This window comes from Enterobacter cloacae complex sp. P27C, assembly GCF_014895705.1.
Lineage (GTDB): Bacteria > Pseudomonadota > Gammaproteobacteria > Enterobacterales > Enterobacteriaceae > Enterobacter > Enterobacter bugandensis.
The window spans coordinates 172,357-190,649 of sequence record NZ_JADBQB010000007.1; the positions used below are offsets into that span (position 1 = coordinate 172,357).

The 18,293-nt window shown below is 53.2% G+C and carries 18 protein-coding genes and 1 pseudogene; 8 read left to right on the forward strand and 11 right to left on the reverse strand.

Features of this window, described 5'->3' with window-relative positions:
• Positions 1 to 120 precede the first annotated feature (120 nt).
• Positions 121 to 699 (reverse strand): flagellar transcriptional regulator FlhC, encoded by a 579-nt coding sequence (flhC, locus tag IM291_RS16140; RefSeq protein WP_013096051.1) that lies wholly within the window; start codon positions 697 to 699, stop codon positions 121 to 123.
• Between the two features lie 2 nt (positions 700 to 701).
• Positions 702 to 1,052 (reverse strand): flagellar transcriptional regulator FlhD, encoded by a 351-nt coding sequence (gene flhD, locus IM291_RS16145; RefSeq protein WP_028013654.1) that lies wholly within the window; start codon positions 1,050 to 1,052, stop codon positions 702 to 704.
• A 795-nt stretch (positions 1,053 to 1,847) separates the two neighbouring features.
• On the opposite strand from flhD, the gene uspC reads away from it, so the two are divergent.
• On the forward strand, positions 1,848 to 2,276 hold the full coding sequence (gene uspC, locus IM291_RS16150) for a universal stress protein UspC (protein WP_028013655.1): 429 nt from the start codon (positions 1,848 to 1,850) through the stop codon (positions 2,274 to 2,276).
• A 16-nt stretch (positions 2,277 to 2,292) separates the two neighbouring features.
• On the opposite strand, the gene otsA is transcribed toward uspC, so the two are convergent.
• The 5 genes from otsA to araF all read right to left on the reverse strand — a co-directional run bounded on the left by otsA (position 2,293) and on the right by araF (position 8,242).
• The gene (gene otsA / locus IM291_RS16155; protein ID WP_028013656.1) at positions 2,293 to 3,717 is read right to left on the reverse strand and encodes an alpha,alpha-trehalose-phosphate synthase; all 1,425 of its coding nucleotides are present in this window, start codon (positions 3,715 to 3,717) and stop codon (positions 2,293 to 2,295) included.
• Complete coding sequence (gene otsB / locus IM291_RS16160) at positions 3,692 to 4,495, reverse strand: trehalose-phosphatase (RefSeq protein ID WP_192987296.1); 804 nt, start codon at positions 4,493 to 4,495, stop codon at positions 3,692 to 3,694. Before otsB ends, otsA begins: the two co-directional genes overlap by 26 nt.
• 176 nt (positions 4,496 to 4,671) lie before the next feature.
• Complete coding sequence (araH, locus tag IM291_RS16165) at positions 4,672 to 5,652, reverse strand: arabinose ABC transporter permease AraH (protein WP_032644894.1); 981 nt, start codon at positions 5,650 to 5,652, stop codon at positions 4,672 to 4,674.
• 14 nt (positions 5,653 to 5,666) lie between these two features.
• Positions 5,667 to 7,181 (reverse strand): L-arabinose ABC transporter ATP-binding protein AraG, encoded by a 1,515-nt coding sequence (gene araG, locus IM291_RS16170; RefSeq protein ID WP_028013659.1) that lies wholly within the window; start codon positions 7,179 to 7,181, stop codon positions 5,667 to 5,669.
• A gap of 71 nt (positions 7,182 to 7,252) precedes the next feature.
• The gene (gene araF / locus IM291_RS16175) at positions 7,253 to 8,242 is read right to left on the reverse strand and encodes an arabinose ABC transporter substrate-binding protein AraF (RefSeq protein ID WP_008500409.1); all 990 of its coding nucleotides are present in this window, start codon (positions 8,240 to 8,242) and stop codon (positions 7,253 to 7,255) included.
• 787 nt (positions 8,243 to 9,029) lie between these two features.
• On the opposite strand from araF, the gene IM291_RS16180 reads away from it, so the two are divergent.
• Together IM291_RS16180 and IM291_RS16185 are read left to right on the forward strand one after the other, a co-directional pair.
• Entirely contained in the window at positions 9,030 to 9,533 is a 504-nt protein-coding gene (locus tag IM291_RS16180; RefSeq protein WP_028013660.1) for a non-heme ferritin-like protein, read from the forward strand.
• A 163-nt stretch (positions 9,534 to 9,696) separates the two neighbouring features.
• On the forward strand, positions 9,697 to 11,040 hold the full coding sequence (locus IM291_RS16185; RefSeq protein WP_049001187.1) for an anaerobic C4-dicarboxylate transporter: 1,344 nt from the start codon (positions 9,697 to 9,699) through the stop codon (positions 11,038 to 11,040).
• Between the two features lie 40 nt (positions 11,041 to 11,080).
• Here the strand turns inward: IM291_RS16185 and IM291_RS16190 are convergent, their stop codons facing one another.
• The 3 genes from IM291_RS16190 to IM291_RS16200 all read right to left on the reverse strand — a co-directional run bounded on the left by IM291_RS16190 (position 11,081) and on the right by IM291_RS16200 (position 12,281).
• Positions 11,081 to 11,332 carry a DUF2766 family protein gene (locus IM291_RS16190; protein WP_008500405.1) on the reverse strand — a complete coding sequence of 84 codons (252 nt, stop codon included), beginning with the start codon at positions 11,330 to 11,332 and terminating at the stop codon, positions 11,081 to 11,083.
• Positions 11,333 to 11,440: 108 nt separating this feature from the next.
• A complete protein-coding gene (gene azuC, locus IM291_RS16195; RefSeq protein WP_014884364.1) occupies positions 11,441 to 11,524 on the reverse strand; it encodes a stress response protein AzuC in 84 nt (27 codons plus the stop codon).
• Positions 11,525 to 11,642: 118 nt separating this feature from the next.
• Complete coding sequence (locus IM291_RS16200; protein ID WP_192987298.1) at positions 11,643 to 12,281, reverse strand: RpiB/LacA/LacB family sugar-phosphate isomerase; 639 nt, start codon at positions 12,279 to 12,281, stop codon at positions 11,643 to 11,645.
• A gap of 254 nt (positions 12,282 to 12,535) precedes the next feature.
• Between IM291_RS16200 and yecR the strand changes: the two genes are divergently transcribed.
• The 3 genes from yecR (at position 12,536) to tyrP (ending at position 15,033) form a co-directional block, all read left to right on the forward strand.
• On the forward strand, positions 12,536 to 12,874 hold the full coding sequence (gene yecR / locus IM291_RS16205; protein ID WP_192987300.1) for a YecR family lipoprotein: 339 nt from the start codon (positions 12,536 to 12,538) through the stop codon (positions 12,872 to 12,874).
• A 203-nt stretch (positions 12,875 to 13,077) separates the two neighbouring features.
• Positions 13,078 to 13,575: a non-heme ferritin gene (ftnA, locus tag IM291_RS16210; protein ID WP_028013664.1), complete on the forward strand. Its 498-nt coding sequence runs from the start codon at positions 13,078 to 13,080 to the stop codon at positions 13,573 to 13,575.
• 246 nt (positions 13,576 to 13,821) lie between these two features.
• Positions 13,822 to 15,033: a tyrosine transporter TyrP gene (gene tyrP, locus IM291_RS16215; protein ID WP_041909407.1), complete on the forward strand. Its 1,212-nt coding sequence runs from the start codon at positions 13,822 to 13,824 to the stop codon at positions 15,031 to 15,033.
• A 34-nt stretch (positions 15,034 to 15,067) separates the two neighbouring features.
• Here tyrP and IM291_RS16220 read toward each other — a convergent pair.
• A pseudogene (locus IM291_RS16220) lies at positions 15,068 to 15,735 on the reverse strand (YecA family protein).
• 415 nt (positions 15,736 to 16,150) lie between these two features.
• On the opposite strand from IM291_RS16220, the gene IM291_RS16225 reads away from it, so the two are divergent.
• Positions 16,151 to 17,272: a branched-chain amino acid ABC transporter substrate-binding protein gene (locus IM291_RS16225; protein ID WP_028013667.1), complete on the forward strand. Its 1,122-nt coding sequence runs from the start codon at positions 16,151 to 16,153 to the stop codon at positions 17,270 to 17,272.
• 99 nt (positions 17,273 to 17,371) lie between these two features.
• Positions 17,372 to 18,286: a branched-chain amino acid ABC transporter permease gene (locus tag IM291_RS16230; protein WP_028013668.1), complete on the forward strand. Its 915-nt coding sequence runs from the start codon at positions 17,372 to 17,374 to the stop codon at positions 18,284 to 18,286.
• Positions 18,287 to 18,293: the final 7 nt, after the last annotated feature.

Here is an 18,293-nt window from a genome sequence, read left to right on the forward strand (position 1 = left end):
ATCATCCTTCCGCTAGTGACTATGGCAAGGACGTCCAGCTCGCAGCGTTTACCGTTTGCGGGGTAAAAAAAAGCAGCGGTAATGACTTACCGCTGCTGGAATCTTGCCCACACGTTCGGGTTAAACAGCTTGTTCGATCTGTTCATCCAGCAGTTGTGGAATAATATCGGCAGCATCCCGGGAAAGTTTACGTCTTTTTACTGCGCGGGATGGAGGCTGACATAAACTACAGGCGAAGCTGCCTGCAGGCTGATGAGCATGGGTAATAAAATTGCCGTCGCAGCAATTGCAGCGCGACAGTTCAAGCATTCCGCTCTCAACAAAACGCACCAGCGTCCATGCGCGGGTCAGCGCCAGCAGAGGGCCTTCTTCCTGCTGTGGGCATTGTTCAAGGTAAAGTTTGTACGCTTTGATCACGGCGTCTACGCCGCTACACAAACCGGTTTTGAGAAGATACTGCCAGGCATTACAGAACATGGAAGCGTGGATGTTCTGCTCCCAGGTCATAAACCAGTCCGTAGAAAACGGCAGCATGCCTTTCGGCGGGGGACTACCGCGTAACTCTTTATACAGTTTGATGAGGCGACCACGGCTCAGCTGAGTCTCGCTTTCCAGCATTTGTAAACGAGCACCCAGCGTAATCAGCTCCATGGCCAGCTGTATGTCACGCGCTTCCTGAACAATGCTTTTTTCGCTCATTGCTAGGCCCTTTTCTTACGGGCTGCGTCATCAGGCTGACTGATGTCGCTAAGCAAGCGAGTGGAGAGCAGGATACCGGTATGGATCTGTTGCAGATCGTCCACGCGGGATTCCTGCGTCAGACGCGTTATCGTCTGCGGATTATCAAAACGGAACTGGCACACCAGTTGATTCGTTTCCGCCAGTTTTACCATCTGCGGGAGGGTTAATCCACCCAGCATGGTTGCCATTTCTTCGTTAATACCCAGACGAAACATCGCGGACGCTTTGTCCTGACTAATTAAACGCTGCGCGAGCAGTAAATATGACAAATTGATGTCATAGATATGTTTTAGCAACTCGGATGTATGCATTGTTCCCATCCCGAATAACCAACTATTATTTTTATGCGGAAAGACCGCACCCCGTGATGTCGCCGGGAAATCACCCGGTATAAAAAAGAAAAGGCTAAATGCATAGTTGAATCTAGGTTTGTATTCATCCAAACGCGTAAGGGATGCAACGCGGTTACATCTCTTACAGGTTTTATCATTTCTTACAAATAACTAAGATTTTTCCTAATTCGACGCAAACTCTACTCGCCAGATTTGACACATACAATGCAGCCACCCTCAAATTTAAAAAAAATGTGATCCACGTCACACAATTTAAGTGAATGTTACCCATAAATCCATCAGTATGACTTCTAATTTGCTCATTTTTTAAGCAATCAGCACTGTTTTGTATTCTTAATCGACGAATACTCATGCATACGCGTGAGAATAAGTGGCACGCAATGTGCTTTTACCCGTGCGTGCGGTATCAGCAATCGTTTACATCGCGTATGCGTCAGGGACACATTTTGATTACTTCGATAAAACATACAGTTATGCATTTCTGGCAAAAAAATTGTTTCATTGCGTGATCATTCGAAATGCGTTTATAACTTGTTAGAACGATTTAATAGTGAAAGCGAGGATTTGTGTGACTTACGTTAAGTTGTTAATTTTTTTCATTTAGGCGCATTTATCAGTTATTCTTCTTATAAGAATAATTAATGAATAATTATGATAAGCTTCACACTAATGTCGTATTCAAGTCTTGCGAAACCAGGAAATTCGCGGTAATGGTGATGAAACGCTGTCTGTTAGGCATCTAAGGAGTGCGCCATGAGTTACTCCCATCTTCTTGTTTCTGTTGCCGTTTCCCCCGAAAGCCACCAGCTTGTCGCCCGGGCCGTTTCCATCGCCCGGCCGCATAATGCGCGCATCAGCCTCATTACCCTCGCGGCCGAGCCCGAGATGTACAATCAACTGGCGGCCCCGATGCTGGAAGATATTCGTGAGGTTTTGCAGGAGGAAACGCAGCAGTTTCTGCGAGAGCTTGTCGAAAAAGCAGAGTACCCCATTGATCAAACCGTTATTGCGACGGGGGAACTGAATGCCCATATTCTTGATATGTGCCGCAAGCAGAATATTGATTTAGTGATTTGCGGGAACCATAACCACAGCTTTATATCGAGGGCTACCTGCGCGGCAAAATCTATTATCGCCTCAAGCCAGGTTGACGTGCTGTTAGTGCCGCTTGGGGGGGCTTAACCCCCCCAGAGGAATATCAGGCGAGTTTAGGGAAGGTCGCGATCTTTTTTTGCAGATCGCCTTCGTGACTTTGCGGGGCTATTTCGCGTAGATCCTGAATAAAACGCGCCTGCCAGTGATTTATATCGTTATTCCGGATCGTCTCCATCATTTCGGCATGGCGGGAAATTCGCTCCGTCAGCGGCATGGTCAGCGCGCGGTTGAGGGCATTTGCCACATCATCCCGATCGTAAGGGTTAACGAGCAGAGCTGAGGTCAGTTCGTTCGCTGCCCCTGCAAACTGGGAAAGCACCAGCACGCCCGGATCCGCCGGGTCCTGAGCCGCCACGTACTCTTTTGCCACCAGGTTCATCCCGTCACGCAGCGGCGTAACCAGGCCAACGTCGGCGTAGCGGAAGACCTTCATCAGGATCTTACGGTCAAAATGCTGATTCAGATAAAAGAGCGGCGTCCAGCCCAGTTGGCCGTAGCGCCCGTTGATGCGCCCCGCTTCGGTCTCCAGCTGATGACGAATATCCTGATAGGCCTGCACTTCCCCGCGCGACGTTGGCGCGATCTGGGTATAGCGAATTTTACCGTGGTGCTGAGGGTATTTATCCAGCAGCGTTTCATACGCCAGGAAGCGTTCCGGCAATCCTTTGGAATAATCCAGACGCTCTACCGAGAAGATATTCTTCACGTGCTTGAGTTCATTCTTAAGCTGGGCCAGCTTCGGCGGCAGCGGGCCCGAGGCCTGTTCCGCAATTTCGTCGGGTTCAATACCAATCGGATAGACCTCGGTGTGGAAGGTTTTTCCCCACGCCGTATGGGTTTTGCCGCCGTTGGTTACCAGGCGCGTTTTGCCTGACACGGAGTCCAGGAACGCGAGACGGTCATTTTCGGTCTGGAAGCCCAGCAGGTCATAATCACACAGCGCCTCCAGCAGTTCTTCATGCGGCGGCAGCGCGGTGAAAATTTCCGGCGTCGGGAACGGAATGTGCAGGAAGAAGCCAATTCGGTTATTGACTCCCCTTTTACGCAGCTCTCTGGCGAAGGGGAGCAGATGATAATCGTGGATCCATAAAATATCGTCTTCCTCAATTAAAGGCAGCAGTTTATCCGCCAGCAGCGCATTCACCCGCGAGTAGCCCTCGAAGGATTCACGCTGGAATTTCACCAGGTCAAGACGATAGTGAAACGCAGGCCACAGGACCGCGTTGGAGAACTGCGAGTAATACTCGTCATAGTCTTTCTCTTTGAGCGCAAATGATGCCCACGTAATGTTCCCGCGCGTCACCTTTTTAAGCGGTTTCTCTTGTTCATTGATTTCACCGCTCCAGCCAAACCACAGCCCGCCAGCAGCTTTTAAGGCACCTAATACCCCTACCGCCAGGCCACCTGCACTGGCTTTTTTATCATCAGGCGGTGCAATTCGGTTAGAGACGACGACTAAGCGACCCATAATGGTTTCCCCCTTTGTTTTGCGCTATTTGTTGTTGTTGCTGGTTAGCGATATCAGAAATCCACTGCCAGACGGCCTCGACATTCGCCAGACGCCATTCAGCGACAGTGTCACCAGGCCCTACCTTGACGGCGATCCCTCCGGCCTGTTTCACCACACGAAAACCGGCCTCATCGGTCAGGTCATCGCCAAAAAATACCGGTGTACGTCCCTTAAATGGCGGTTCCACCATAAACGCCGCAATAGCGGCCCCCTTATTGATGCCCTCAGGTTTTATCTCAACGACGCACTTCCCCGGCTGCAGCGCGAGCTGCGGATGTGCATCGGCCACGCTGCGGGCAATCGCAAAGATCGCCGCTTCGTGATGCGGAGCCTGCCGATAGTGCAAGGCGAACGCCATGCCTTTCGCTTCCAGTTCCGTGCCCGGGAGCGACGCCAGCGCCGAGGAGAGTTCAGTATGTAACGCCTGAATTAAGGTATCGGGGAGTGATACAACATGCAGTTGATCATGGATATCGCGGCGCTCCGCTCCGTGTACACCGGCCAGCGGAAAGTGGTAAGGACTGGCGAGCACGTCCAGCTCGGCCATTGAGCGCCCTGAAATCAATGCCAATGCGCCCTCGTTCAGTCGAGAGAGCTGCTGCAAATTCTCTAGCACCGTATCCGGTACGACCACGTCGTCAGGATGCGGCTGGATCCCGGCGAGCGTACCGTCGAGGTCAAAAAAGAAAGCATATTTTCCGGGCAGTACAGGCGGTGCGGTTAACAAGTCAGCCACCCTAATCCTCCTTACGGTTTACGAGAGGTAAACGCCTTTACCTCTTTCATAGCCATGTAAGTATAGACAGTGTGATGGGCCTCGCCATTTGACAACCGCCCCGCCAGCAAAACTGGCGAGGCGGTTCAGGGGTCAACTATGGTTATTAGTTGAGCAATAAAAAGTCAGCGCTGGGGTTACACGGTACGCTTCGCTTTTTGCTTGTAACGGTCGAAAATCACGGCTGCCAGCAGGATCAGGCCGCGCACGACGTACTGAGAGAACGGCGAAATATTCAACAGGTTCATGGCGTTTTCCACCGTACCCAAAATCAGGATACCGGCCACCACATATGAGATTTTTCCGATGCCTCCCTTGAGGGAAACGCCCCCTAAAACGCACGCCGAGATGACGATCAGCTCATAACCGATAGACGTCATTGGCTGGCCGCTGGTCATACGCGACGCCAGAATAATCCCCGCCGCGGCGGAGACCAGCCCGGAGAGCACGAAGATAATAATCTTGGTGCGTACAACCGGCACCCCTGCCAGACGGGCCGCTTCTTCATTGCCGCCGATCGCCAGCGTATTACGGCCAAAGGTGGTGCGGTTCAGCAGGAAGCCGAACAGGATCAGGCAGGCCACGGTGAGCCAGATAGGCGCAGGCAGGCCCAGCCAGTTGGCGTAGCCCAGCGTAAAGAAGCGCTCGTCTTCAATCCCTACCGCTTTACCGTCGGAGATGATATAGGCCAGACCGCGGACTATCTGCATCGTTGCAAGCGTGGTAATCAGGGCATTAATCTTCAGGCGTGCGATAACAAAACCGTTCACCAGACCGCTGATCACGCCGAGCAACAGACCGGCAAAAACGCCAATCCACAGGCTTTCCGTCATGTTGATCACCACCGCCGTGGTGACGCCCGCGCAGGCGATAACCGAGGCCACCGACAGGTCGAAATCACCGGAGGCCAGACAGAAGAGCATGCCGCAGGCCACCATGCCGGACATGGAAATCGCCAGTCCCAGCCCTTTCATATTAATGAAGGTGGCAAAATTAGGGACGAAGATTGCACAGGCGATGAAGAGTGCGGCAAAGACCACCAGCATGCCGTACTGATCCCAGATGCGTCCAAAACTAAAAGCCGACTTCGGCGCTCCGGATGTAGTAACAGAGGACATCATTAACTCCTTACTCAGGCGACAGCCTGGCTGACTTTAGGCATGGCGAGGTTCAACGCCTGTTGTTCATTCGCCTGTTCATGAAGTAATTCACCGGCGATTTCGCCTTCGCGCATCACTACAATGCGGTCAGCAACGCCAAGCACCTCAGGCAGATCGCTGGAGGCGAACAGCACCGCCACGCCGCGTTTTGCCAGTTCATATATCACGTTGTAAATCTCGTGTTTTGCGCCCACATCGATACCGCGCGTCGGCTCGTCCAGCAGAATGACCTTCATATCCTCCGACAGCCAGCGGCCTAAAATGGCCTTCTGCTGGTTTCCTCCTGACAGATTCATAATCAGCTGTTCCGGTCCCGGCGTTTTGATATTCAGCGAGCGAATATGATGGTCGGCGTTGCTCGACTCCCAGCCGTCGTTAATCAGGCAACCCGCGCGGATAAATTTACGCCGGGCGGAAATGTTGATGTTGTCGCGCACCGAATGCACCGGAATGATCCCCTCCGCCTTGCGGTCTTCCGGGCAGAGCATCATCCCGGCCCTGATTGCGTGGGCGGGTTTCTGGATATCCACCTGCTCGCCGTCAATGGAGACCTGCCCTGCGGTAATGCGTGTACCGCCGAACAGCCCTTTCATCAGCTCGCTGCGCCCCGCCCCTACAAGGCCAAACAGACCGACGATCTCACCGCTGCGTACGGATAACGAAACCGGCGTCCGCACGCCCGGCGCTTTGACGTTGTCCAGACGCAGGCGCTCGGGGCCGTACTCGCGCGGTTTCCAGTGATAGATATCGCCCAGATCGCGCCCGACCATCGCCTGAACAAGCTGGTCATGGTTAACCTGCTGCATATCGGTAAAGGTGCGCACATAGCGCCCATCCTTAAATACGGTGATGGCATCGCTCAGCGCAAATATCTCCTCCATGCGGTGCGAGACGTACAAAATGGTGCGGCCTTCCTGCCGCAGCTCGCGGATCACGCGGAACAGGTTTTCGATTTCACGCGCGGAAAGCGAACTGGTGGGTTCATCAAAGGCAATAACCCTGGCGTTACGCGCCAGCGCCTTGGCAATTTCAACCATCTGCCACTGGCCGATGGAGAGGTATTTCAGCGGGGTCTGGGGATCGACGTCCAGACCAAGATGCTTAAGCTGCAGCCCCGCTTCATAATTAAGTAGCGAACGATTCACCACGCCGCTTTTGTGCGGAAGCTGGCCTAAATAGATGTTTTCGGCCACGGTCATCTCAGGGATGAGGTGCAGTTCCTGATAGATAATGGCGACACCGGCGTTGAGCGCCGCCGTGGTATCGGCAAAGGCCACCTCTTCACCGCGAATGGCCAGCGTGCCGGTTGTTGGCGCGTAGTTGCCGCTGAGGATTTTTAGCAGCGTGGATTTCCCCGCTCCGTTTTCCCCCATCAGGGCATGAACCTGGCCGGCATAGCAGTCGAAGCTGATATCGGTCAGCGCGTTAACACCGGGAAACGTTTTCCCGATGCCGCGAAAAGAGAGATACGGATTAGACTGTTGCATAACGACTCCGTGATTCCTGTAGTGTGTACGTCTGGCCCCTTACGGCGAGTAAGGGGCACAATCACAGCGTATTACTTACCGCCCAGTCCCTTTTTCGCCAGTTCTTCTTTGAAGTTGTCGCGGGTAATCAGCACCACGTCGGTCACTTCGGTAAATTTCGGCGGTTCAGCCCCTTTGGTGACCCAGTTGTAGAGCATTTCGCTGGATTTGTAGCCGTGAACGTCCGGGCTTGGCAGCAGAGAGCCGTAGAAGCCGGTGGCCTGCGCTTTGGACAGCTCGCTCACCGCATCCACGCCGTTGATGCCGATCCCGATAACGTCAGGCGCCTTGAAGCCCTGACCTTCCGTCGCACGCACGCCGCCCAGCACGGTGTTGTCGTTCATGCCGACCACCAGCCAGTGCTTCACTTCCGGGTGCTGGACCAGCATAGAGTTCGCCGCGTCAAAGGCGCCCGGGATGTCGTTAGATTTGGTTGGCACTTTATAGATCTGTTTTTCAGGGAAGCCGGCCGCTTTCAGCGCGTCCATTGAACCGGTCGTACGACGACGCGCCGTGTCCAGCTCGTCTGCGGTGATGGCCATGACGGCGGTCTCTTTCACATCCCAGCCGCGTTTCTGCATCTCTTTATAAAGCTCCTGCCCCTGACGTTCACCGATTTTGGTCGCCGCCATCATGACCAGCGGAACGCTGTCCATCGGTTTGCCTTTGGCGTTAACGAACTGATCGTCAACCGCAATAACCTTCATGTCGTAACCGCGGGCTTTCGCCGCAATTGCCGATCCGAGTTTTGGATCCGGAGTGCAGATAACAAAGCCTTTCGCGCCGCTGGCCGCCAGGCTGTCGATGGCGTTCAGGGTTTTTTCACCGTCCGGCACGGCGATTTTAATCACTTCAAAACCTAAATCTTTTCCGGCTTTATCAGCGAATTTCCATTCGGTCTGGAACCAGGGTTCTTCCGGCTGTTTTACCAAAAAACCGAGTTTTAAATTCTCAGCGATAGCGGATTGTGACATAACGGCAGCCAGACCGATGGCCGCCAGCGCTTTAGTAAATTTGTGCATGGTAAACTCCAGCTTTAGCATTCTTTTCTGTAGGGAAGATTTGCGTGCTTCTTATTTAATCGGACTTAAAACAAGGCATTAGCGCTTACCTCGTCATAAGCGTTATTGCTGGTGATAGTTTTAGCGGGAAATTAATCATCCATAAGAGAGCCCCATCACACCGCAGAATTACAGTAATTGCGTACATAAATTCAGCGAAAAATGACATAAAAAAGGCAGGAATTGTCTGACAAATGAAAGCGGGGTAAGCAGAATTATCCATAAGATTAGCTAAGAAATCCCTGATGCCTTACGGCGGATGTCGCTGTGGCTCTCCCCTGACGGGGGTCCATGCTTTTCATCAAAAAAACGAACGCGTCATGAAAAGGCGTTATTCCGTTAAAATTGACTTAGCGCAAATTCAGCAACGCATCATATATTTGAAATGAATAATCTGTATTTATTTTTCTTACAGAGCATTATTCCGGCTAAATGTTCACGAAAGTAAATCAGTATCCCTCGAAAGACACTTAACCTTTAATATCAACAGGTTAATAAAATTTCATTTGGTGGCTATATATTTGTATTTTTGTACTATATTAAACTTTGTAATGTATGGTAAACACAGCCTAATTAAGAGTTTTCTTAATCATAAGACAAAGGTATGCTTATTTATATCGAACACAGGAAGTGAATTTTCGATCGATTTTAGTCACTGCAAAAATTGCAATTCTGTTTTTCTTCGTATTTGCCTGGCTGTCAGGTTAAGCAGCGGACATCACGTCCCACAGTCTATAAGGATATGAGTATGGCTACCCAAACGATGATGCAAAAACTTAACGCGCAGATGAACCTTGAGTTCTACGCCTCGAACCTGCACCTTCACCTAAGTGCATGGTGTTCTGAAAAAAGTCTCACGGGCTCTGCCACGTTCTTTCGTTCACAGGCACAAAGCAACGTCACCCATATGATGCGCGTCTTTAACTTCCTGAAGGCCGCGGGGGCTAACCCGGTTGTTAAAGCCCTTGATGGGATCAACGAAAATTACTCTTCTCTGGAAGAACTGTTCCAGAAAACGCTGGAAGAGCATGAGCAGCGCTGTACGACGCTCAACAAGCTGGCCGATGAAGCCAGAGCACAGCATGACATCATCACTCTTAAATTTTTACGCGATATGGATAAAGAACAGCAGCAGGACGGTATGCTGCTGAAAACGCTGGCGGATGAGATCCACAATGCGCGCCAGGCCGGTTTACGCCCGGAGCAAGCCGACCGCCACCTGCTCGATCTTGTGACGGTGCAGCACCACTAAGCGTTTAACCTGCCTTGGCCCTGGTTCAGGGAGGCAGGTTCCTTCTTATCTCCCCAACCCTCTGCTTTTGCTGAAATTTAACAAATCAGATCTCGCTCTCAATGATTAACCCTACAAAATGTAATGATTTATTTAATTACATAATCATTGACGAGGGAAAAGCATGATCACCATTGAGTTTGTTGTCATTCTCCTCTGCCTGCTGACGGGAACACGTTTCGGCGGCATGGGGCTTGGGTTAATCAGCGGTATTGGCCTTTTTATTTTGTGTTTTGTCTTTGGGCTCCAGCCCGGCAAGCCTCCGGTTGACGTCATGTTAACCATTCTCGCGGTGATAGGCTGTGCCGCTACCCTGCAGACCGCGGGTGGCCTCAACGTCATGATGCAGTTTGCTGAACGCCTGCTGCGCAAACACCCGCAGCACATCACGCTTCTCGCCCCTTTTACCACCTGGATGCTGACCTTTCTGTGCGGCACTGGGCACGTGGTCTACACCATGTTCCCCATCATTGCGGATATCGCCCTGAAAAAAGGGATCCGCCCGGAACGCCCAATGGCGGTGGCATCGGTGGCATCCCAGATGGCGATCACCGCGTCTCCGGTTTCCGTCGCCGTTGTGTCGCTGGTCTCCATCCTGGCCGCACAGCATGGGATTGGGCACGCGTGGGGGATCCTGGAAATCCTCGCCGTATCGGTTCCCGCTTCGCTTTTCGGCGTCGCGATCGCGGCCCTGTGGAGTTTACGTCGGGGGAAAGATTTAGCTGACGACGGGGAGTTTCAGGAGAAACTGAAAGACCCCAAACAGCGCGAGTTTATCTATGGCGGCACGGAGACGTTAATGAACCAGCGTTTTCCGAAGCAGGCCTACTGGTCGACATGGATTTTCTTTGCCGGCATTGCGGTGGTAGTCCTGCTCGGGGCTTTCCCCGACCTGCGCCCGTCCTTCGAGCTGAAAGGTAAAATGACGGCCCTGTCGATGAACCTCGTCATTCAGATGATGATGCTCATCGCCGGTGCCGTGATGCTGATGGCCTGCAAGGTCAATGCCTCAGCCATCTCAAACGGTGCGGTATTCAAGGCCGGTATGGTGGCGATCTTCTCGGTGTTCGGGGTGGCGTGGATGAGCGATACCTTTTTCCAGGCGCATCTCGATGAGTTAAAGCTGGCGCTGGAAGGGGTGGTGAAAAGCCATCCGTGGACGTATGCCATCGTGCTTTTCCTGGTGTCGAAGCTGGTAAACAGCCAGGCGGCGGCCCTGACAGCCGTGGCGCCGATGGGATTGATGCTGGGCATCGATCCAAAAATGCTGATCGCCTTCTTCCCGGCGTCCTACGGCTATTTTGTTCTGCCGACTTACCCGAGTGATTTAGCCTGCATCGGCTTTGATCGCTCGGGAACAACCCGCATCGGCAAATTCATCATTAACCACAGCTTTATTCTGCCGGGGCTAATTGGCGTGAGCTGCGCCTGCGCGGCGAGCTACCTGCTGGTCCAGACCTTCTTTTAACGTTTTCAACGGGCGACACGCGCGGTCGCCCGTTCGCGTTTTAATGAGACTCGCCCTGCGGCGTAAAGCGCAGTTCAATCAGCGCGATGGCTTTCTGGATCGCGCGAAGCGTCACCGGGTCGGCAGCCGCGGGATGGCTGGCAAAATCGATGTTTTTCAGCTGCGTGGACATCTTCTCGCGCACTTCAACCGGTGCAATAACGTCCAGAACATCAAGAATTTGCTTGATAACCAGCTGGCAGGCAACAACGTCAGAGACCAGTTCCTGATCGGCGCTCAGGTTTTGTGACATGGGGCTTTCTCCTTATTCAAAGGCCGCCATAGTATCAAAACGTGGCCCGTGACATCTGCCCTTCATTGCCGCAGGACACAAAAAAACCCGCCGAAGCAGGTTTTTTTATCAGAACATGGCGCCAGGCGGCACGTCTTTAAAAGTGCGGCAGTAATTGGCCCACATACTTTTCAGGATTTTGCGCAGTTTCATTGTGATGCTCCATTAACTTGTTATACAACTTTATCGTCAATGTGCCTATAATATGACCATCGTCACAAAAATCAATATTTTTGTGATGCATATCACAATTTAAACTGCGCAGTGCGCATTAACCCACGATACCGCGAACAAAATCCTCGATCGCCTTATCCTGGCAATTTTCAAAGAAGCACTGCTGGAAACGCGGGCCGGAAACAGCGGTCTTCACCAGCTCAGGATCGATGGCGCGCAGCGAGTCAAGATAGTTATCTTTTACCACGGCCGCTTTTACCTGGTTCAGAATACCGGCGTTACGCACCTGCGGCTCTTTACGCTCTGGAGGATAACCCTCCCCTTTTCGGCCGGTAAACGCCTTTTCAAAGATAAAGCGAACGTTTAGCTCCGCTCCCCAGCCAAACCCTTTGGCAAAAGGCAGAGAGAGCGCATTGCCGTTATTGATTTGCGCGAAGAGAAACGCGTCTGCGGGATCGATGCAGTAGCCGCAAATCACGCCAGGGTGGATGTTTAACGACATCAGCGCCCCCTGCCCGGTGCCGCAGCCGGTGACCACAAAATCCACCGCTTTCGCATTCAGCAAAATGCTCGCCATAATGCCCAGGTGGATGTAGGTCAGGTGATGATCGTTTTCGTCGCTCATACCCACGTTGTAAACCGGGAACCCTTTTTCATCGGCTACCGTTTTCAGCTCTTTTAATATGACTGGGTTTTTAGCCGCCTGGCTGTTTTCCATCATCAGTGCAATTTTCATCGTGTCTCTCCAGAATGCGCTGCGGGCGCTCCCCGCCATGGATACCTGTTCCCGTTCATTCTGGCATCAAATAAACAGACTTTCAAAGTAAATGAAATACAGTTTTAAAAACTAAATGCACGCTCACAATTTTGTGAAGGGGAGGATCTACGCCGTCCGTTGCAAAGAGTGAGGGTAGATCGTCCGGCTATTCCTGGCATTGCAGCGGGCATCTGCGGGTACGATAACGTATTTCCATCCACTCAGAGCGAACCATGAAAAGAGCCATCGTAGCCGCTACAGTCCTGCTGCTCGCGGGATGCAGCGTTAAACGCCAGGCGGAAATCAGCAGCCTCGACGCGCCGAACGGCATTGTCCGCCTCGACTATGGCCAGGCCGTGCTGCAAAACGCCTGGTCCGATGAATATGTTAATAACGGTACCGCGGTAAAAGCCTGTCAGAACATGGGCTATGCCACCGCCTCTGCCTACGGGCAACCGGTCAAAACCTGTACCCTGACAAGCGGCTCTTTGTGCCTGAACGAGAGCGTTACTATCCACTATAAGTGCATGGGGTATGCCGTTAACCCTAAGGCAAATAATCCCTGGTATTAATCAAAGCTGCCAGCGTTTGCTGGCGCTTTATTTAACTAAGAACAAAAATAATTCGCATTAATAAAAATAAATATCGCCAATGCGTTTTATTCCCATTCGTATTTTAAACGAACAAATATTTAATTTTACGTTTTGCAAATAATTAAATAACAAATTATAGTGTCGCTCATTATGAACCCGTAATAATAATCCGGAGCGCCACCATGCTGAAAACTGAAATGATCGACAAGCTCAATGCGCAAATGAACCTTGAGCTCTATTCATCCCTTCTCTACCAGCAGATGAGCGCCTGGTGCAGCTATCACAGCTTTGAAGGTGCGGCCGCGTTTCTGCGTCGTCACGCCCAGGAAGAGATGACCCACATGCAGCGCCTGTTTGATTATCTGACCGATACGGGCAGCCTGCCGCGCATCGAGAACGTGGCATCACCTTTTGCTGAATATAATTCTCTCGACGAACTGTTCCGCGCCACCTACGAGCACGAACAGCTGATCACCCAGAAAATTAACGAACTGGTTCATGCGGCAATGATCGGCCAGGATTATCCAACCTTTAATTTCCTGCAGTGGTACGTCGCGGAACAACACGAAGAAGAGAAGCTGTTTAAATCCGTGCTGGATAAATTATCCCTGGTGGGTAAATCCGGCGAAGGACTTTACTTTATTGATAAAGAACTGTCGACTCTCGATACGCAGAATTAATATCAGCGCGGTGCCGGTTTACGGCGCCGCGTTAATTTACCTTTCCCCTGCATTAAAACACGCATTTTATTCCCCATACGCCCTATTTACGTCACGCCTGACCTTCGCCCCCACTCAGGATGGGCAGTAGCGCAATACGTAAACCTTTCATTACACGCCTTGTAACGGTGGTTTGACGAATTACCGCTTTTGCCTTACTCTGCGCCGCAGATTTTGTTGCGGTTAAGCGTCGTTGTAGAGGAAAGCGTGAAGAACAGAACCCTGGGAAGTATTTTTATCGTCGCCGGAACGACGATTGGCGCAGGAATGCTGGCAATGCCTCTGGCTGCCGCGGGAGTGGGATTTGGGATGACCCTGCTGCTGCTTGGCACGCTCTGGGCACTAATGTGCTATACCGCACTGCTGCTGCTTGAGGTTTACCAGCATGTGCCCGCCGATACCGGGCTGGGTTCGCTGGCGGCGCGCTACCTGGGACGCTACGGCCAGTGGATCACCGGCTTTAGCATGATGTTCCTGATGTATGCCCTCACGGCCGCGTATATCAGCGGTGCCGGGGAGCTAATCGCCTCCAGCGTCAACGACTGGTTTGGCTCTGACATTACCCCTGCAACGGGGGCTATCTTCTTTGCGCTTATTGGCGGCGGCGTGGTCTGCGTGGGCACATCGCTGGTCGATCTCTTTAACCGTTTTCTCTTCAGCGCCAAAATTCTGTTTCTGGTTGTCATGCTGGCGCTGCTGGCACCGCACGTGCACAAGGTGAACCTGCTGACGCTGCCGCTGGAGCAAGGGCTGGCGCTTTCCGCCATCCCGGTCATTTTCACCTCGTTTGGCTTCCACGGCAGCGTGCCGAGCATAGTCAGCTATATGAACGGTGATGTCCGCAAGCTGCGTCGTGTGTTTGTTATCGGCAGCGCCATTCCGCTGATCGCCTACATTTTCTGGCAGCTGGTGACGCTGGGTAGCATTGACTCTTCAACCTTCGTCGGGCTGATGGCGCAGCACGCTGGCCTGAACGGTTTTCTGTTGTCGCTGCGCGAGGTGGTCACCTCGCCGCACGTGGAGCTGGCGGTTCACCTGTTTGCCGACCTGGCGCTCGCGACCTCGTTCCTGGGCGTAGCGCTCGGCCTGTTCGATTACCTGGCCGACCTGTTCCAGCGTCGCAATACTGCCGCCGGACGGTTACAGACCGGAGCCATTACCTTCCTGCCGCCGCTGGCGTTTGCGCTGTTTTACCCTCGCGGGTTTGTGATGGCGCTGGGCTACGCGGGGGTGGCGCTCTCTGTCCTGGCCCTGCTGCTCCCTTCCCTGCTGGCGTGGAAAAGCCGTCAGCAGCATCCTCAGCAAGGATATCGCGTCGCGGGAGGAAAACCGCTGCTGTGCGTTGTGTTTGGCTGCGGGGTAATGATTATTCTGGTGCAGGTGTTGATTGCCGCCGGGATGCTGCCGGAAGTGGGTTAAAGATAAAAGGGGCTATCATCAGCCCCTTTTTTTATCAGTGCAGGCAGCAGCTCTTAAACTTCTTCCCGCTGCCGCAAGGACACGGATCGTTACGCCCCACTTTCGTGCCGTTCACGACAGGCTTCTTCGCTTCCGGCTGCTGCGGGTTCTCCACCCAGTAGTTGTATAAGCGCAGGGCCGCAGGCTGGATGCTCTCGATGCTGGCGATATACTCCTCTTCGGACAGTTCATCCAGCTTCTCGCTGTTCTCTTCCGTTCCGTGCAGGGCAATCACGTCGAGATCGGCCTTCAGGGTTTCCGGCAAGGCTGACCAGTCCGTCAGCGCCACGCCGCGCATGTAGCCATAGCACCACTCTTCGACCACGGTGTAACTCTCACCGTCAACGTCGTTATAGCCGAACAGCGGCTCAAACTGATCCGGATATTCGCTCAGGCGCTCGGCAATGTCGTTCATATGCTTAAAGCAGAGATCGATAAAAGGTTCATCTCGCGATCGTTTTTCCAGCGCGGGATGTACTTCTCCCCGCCCCACACCGCCACCAGCCAGGCATCTGGCTCAACGACAACAGGGCCGGAAAGCACTGCAGTTAGCATGCCGTCCAGTTCGGACACGTCAATCACGGACGCATCGTCATGACCGTAAGACATTAATGTCTCTTCCAGCCACGCCATTTCGCTTTCATTTAATGGACCTTCCGTCATCGCGGACACTCCTGATAAAAAAGGAAAGGATCCTACCACAGATCGCACGCCTGCCCTGGCTGAAGTTTAGGTCTTTATTGCTGCAAAAGTGTGCAAATCGTGACCGTTGCACAACTTATGGGCTTTATTGTTAACGATGTGTGATCTCCGCTGTAAATTCTTCTCCTGGCGCAGGGCGGGATAACGCGGCGCTCTATACTCAAACATGTCATAACCCCGTCAAGGGGTTAACCATTCTGGCAACGTTTTTGCTTGCTGTTCTTCGCGCGACGCTGCGCATGGAAACCTCGCCGTATCACGCAGGATGCCGTTCGTTTAGTGCATTTTGTTCTTGCTCGTGTTTTTGGATTGGCTGCGCCCTGGGCGTTCAGGCTTACGCCGTGGTGCAAAAACCTCTTTGCTAAGGAACATAATAATGTCGCTGAAATTTATCAAAACGCCTGTTTCTCTTGTGCTGGCCGGTTGTCTGGTAACGGCATTTTCCGCCCGGGCAGATATCGTGATCGGTGTCGCCGGACCGTTCACGGGCCCTAATGCCACCTACGGCGATCAGTACTGGCACGGCGCAACGCAGGCCGCAGAAGACATTAACGCCGCAGGCGGTATTAACGGTGAGAAGATCAAACTGGTTCAGGGGGATGACGCCTGCGAGCCTAAGCAGGCGGTGGCCGTCGCCAACCGCTTAGTCGACCAGGATAAGGTCAACGCCGTGGTCGGCCATTTCTGCTCCTCTTCCACCATGCCCGCCTCCGAGGTGTATAGCGACGCGGGCATCATCGCGATTACTCCCGGCTCAACTAACCCGCAGATCACCGAACGCGGCATGAGCGACATGTTCCGCATGTGTGGCCGCGACGACCAGCAGGGTCAGGTCGCCAGCGACTTCATTATCGACAAGCTGAAAGCCAAACGCGTGGTCATCATTCACGATAAAGACACCTATGGACAGGGGCTGGCAGACGCCACCAAAGCGGCGCTGGCGAAGCGCGGGGTGAAGGATGTGATGTATGAAGGTTTATCCCGCGGTGAAAAAGACTTTAACGCGCTGGTGACGAAGATCGGCGCGCAAAAACCGGACGTGGTGTTCTTCGGCGGCTGTCACCCGGAAGCTGGCCCGCTGGTTCGCCAGATGCGTGAACAGGGGGTGCAGGCGAAATTCTTCTCCGGCGACTGCATTGTCAACGAAGAGATGGTGACGGCAGCGGGCGGCCCGCAATATACCAACGGCATTTACATGACCTTTGGTAAAGATCCGCGCCTGATCCCGGACGGTAAAGCGGTTATCGACAAATTCCGCGCCGGTAAATTCGAGCCGGAAGGTTATACCCTCTACTCCTATGCCTCCGTACAGGCCATTGCCGCAGCCTTCAAGGCCACCGGCGGCAAGGATTCCGCGAAAGCCAGCGAGTGGCTGAAAGCCAATTCTGTCGATACGGTGATGGGCAAAAAAGCCTGGGACAGCAAAGGCGACCTGAAAGTGTCTGACTACGTGGTTTATCAGTGGGACGACAAGGGAAAATATAAGGAAGTGCAGTAACGGGACGGAATCACGCTCAACGTCGGCGGGCTTGCCCGTCGGTGCGTAATAAACATCAGGCTGCGCGCCTCGCGCAGCCTATAAAACGAGCGCGCTAAGATGAGTACATTCTTCCTGCAGCAGTTAGTCAATGGCTTAACGCTGGGCTCCGTCTACGGCCTGATCGCCATCGGCTACACCATGGTGTACGGCATTATCGGGATGATCAATTTCGCCCACGGCGAAGTGTATATGATTTCCGCCTATCTCTGCGCCATTGGTCTGGCGCTGCTCTCTTTCTTCGGGCTTGAGTCCTTCCCCCTGCTGATTCTGGGTACGCTGGTGTTCACCATCGCGGTAACTGGCGTGTACGGCTGGACTATCGAGCGTATCGCCTACAGGCCGCTGCGCAACTCCACGCGCCTGGCGCCGCTTATCTCCGCCATCGGGATGTCGCTTATCCTGCAAAACTACGCCCAGCTGAGCCAGGGCCCGCGCCAGCAAGGGGTGCCGACCATGCTCGACGGCGTGATTCGACTGCATCTTGGCGACGGGTTCGTGCAGATAACCTACACCAAAGTGTTTATTCTGCTCGCCTCGTTTGCCGGCATGCTGGTGCTTACGTGGATAATCAACCATACCCGGCTGGGGCGGATGTGCCGCGCGGTACAGCAGGATCGCAAAATGGCCTCTATTCTGGGGATCAACACCGACCGGATTATCTCCCTGGTCTTTGTTATCGGCGCGGCGATGGCCGGCCTGGCGGGCGTGCTCATCACCATGAATTACGGCACCTTTGATTTCTACGTCGGGTTTGTGATTGGCATTAAGGCCTTTACGGCGGCGGTGCTCGGCGGTATCGGTTCCCTGCCCGGCGCCATGCTCGGTGGCCTTATCCTGGGCGTCGCGGAAGCCCAGTTCTCGGGCATGGTGAACTCGGACTATAAAGATGTCTTCTCGTTTGGCCTGCTGGTCATGATCCTGATTTTCCGGCCCCAGGGTCTGCTCGGGCGCCCGGTTGTGGCCAAAGTGTGAGGAAGAG

Coding starts and splice junctions, on each gene's coding strand:
- flhC (WP_013096051.1), bottom strand. CDS start 699: ATGAGCGAAAAAAGCATTGTTCAGGAAGCGCGTGACATACAGCTGGCC.
- flhD (WP_028013654.1), bottom strand. CDS start 1,052: ATGCATACATCCGAGTTGCTAAAACATATCTATGACATCAATTTGTCA.
- uspC (WP_028013655.1), top strand. CDS start 1,848: ATGAGTTACTCCCATCTTCTTGTTTCTGTTGCCGTTTCCCCCGAAAGC.
- otsA (WP_028013656.1), bottom strand. CDS start 3,717: ATGGGTCGCTTAGTCGTCGTCTCTAACCGAATTGCACCGCCTGATGAT.
- araH (WP_032644894.1), bottom strand. CDS start 5,652: ATGTCCTCTGTTACTACATCCGGAGCGCCGAAGTCGGCTTTTAGTTTT.
- araG (WP_028013659.1), bottom strand. CDS start 7,181: ATGCAACAGTCTAATCCGTATCTCTCTTTTCGCGGCATCGGGAAAACG.
- araF (WP_008500409.1), bottom strand. CDS start 8,242: ATGCACAAATTTACTAAAGCGCTGGCGGCCATCGGTCTGGCTGCCGTT.
- IM291_RS16180 (WP_028013660.1), top strand. CDS start 9,030: ATGGCTACCCAAACGATGATGCAAAAACTTAACGCGCAGATGAACCTT.
- IM291_RS16185 (WP_049001187.1), top strand. CDS start 9,697: ATGATCACCATTGAGTTTGTTGTCATTCTCCTCTGCCTGCTGACGGGA.
- IM291_RS16190 (WP_008500405.1), bottom strand. CDS start 11,332: ATGTCACAAAACCTGAGCGCCGATCAGGAACTGGTCTCTGACGTTGTT.
- azuC (WP_014884364.1), bottom strand. CDS start 11,524: ATGAAACTGCGCAAAATCCTGAAAAGTATGTGGGCCAATTACTGCCGC.
- IM291_RS16200 (WP_192987298.1), bottom strand. CDS start 12,281: ATGAAAATTGCACTGATGATGGAAAACAGCCAGGCGGCTAAAAACCCA.
- yecR (WP_192987300.1), top strand. CDS start 12,536: ATGAAAAGAGCCATCGTAGCCGCTACAGTCCTGCTGCTCGCGGGATGC.
- ftnA (WP_028013664.1), top strand. CDS start 13,078: ATGCTGAAAACTGAAATGATCGACAAGCTCAATGCGCAAATGAACCTT.
- IM291_RS16225 (WP_028013667.1), top strand. CDS start 16,151: ATGTCGCTGAAATTTATCAAAACGCCTGTTTCTCTTGTGCTGGCCGGT.
- IM291_RS16230 (WP_028013668.1), top strand. CDS start 17,372: ATGAGTACATTCTTCCTGCAGCAGTTAGTCAATGGCTTAACGCTGGGC.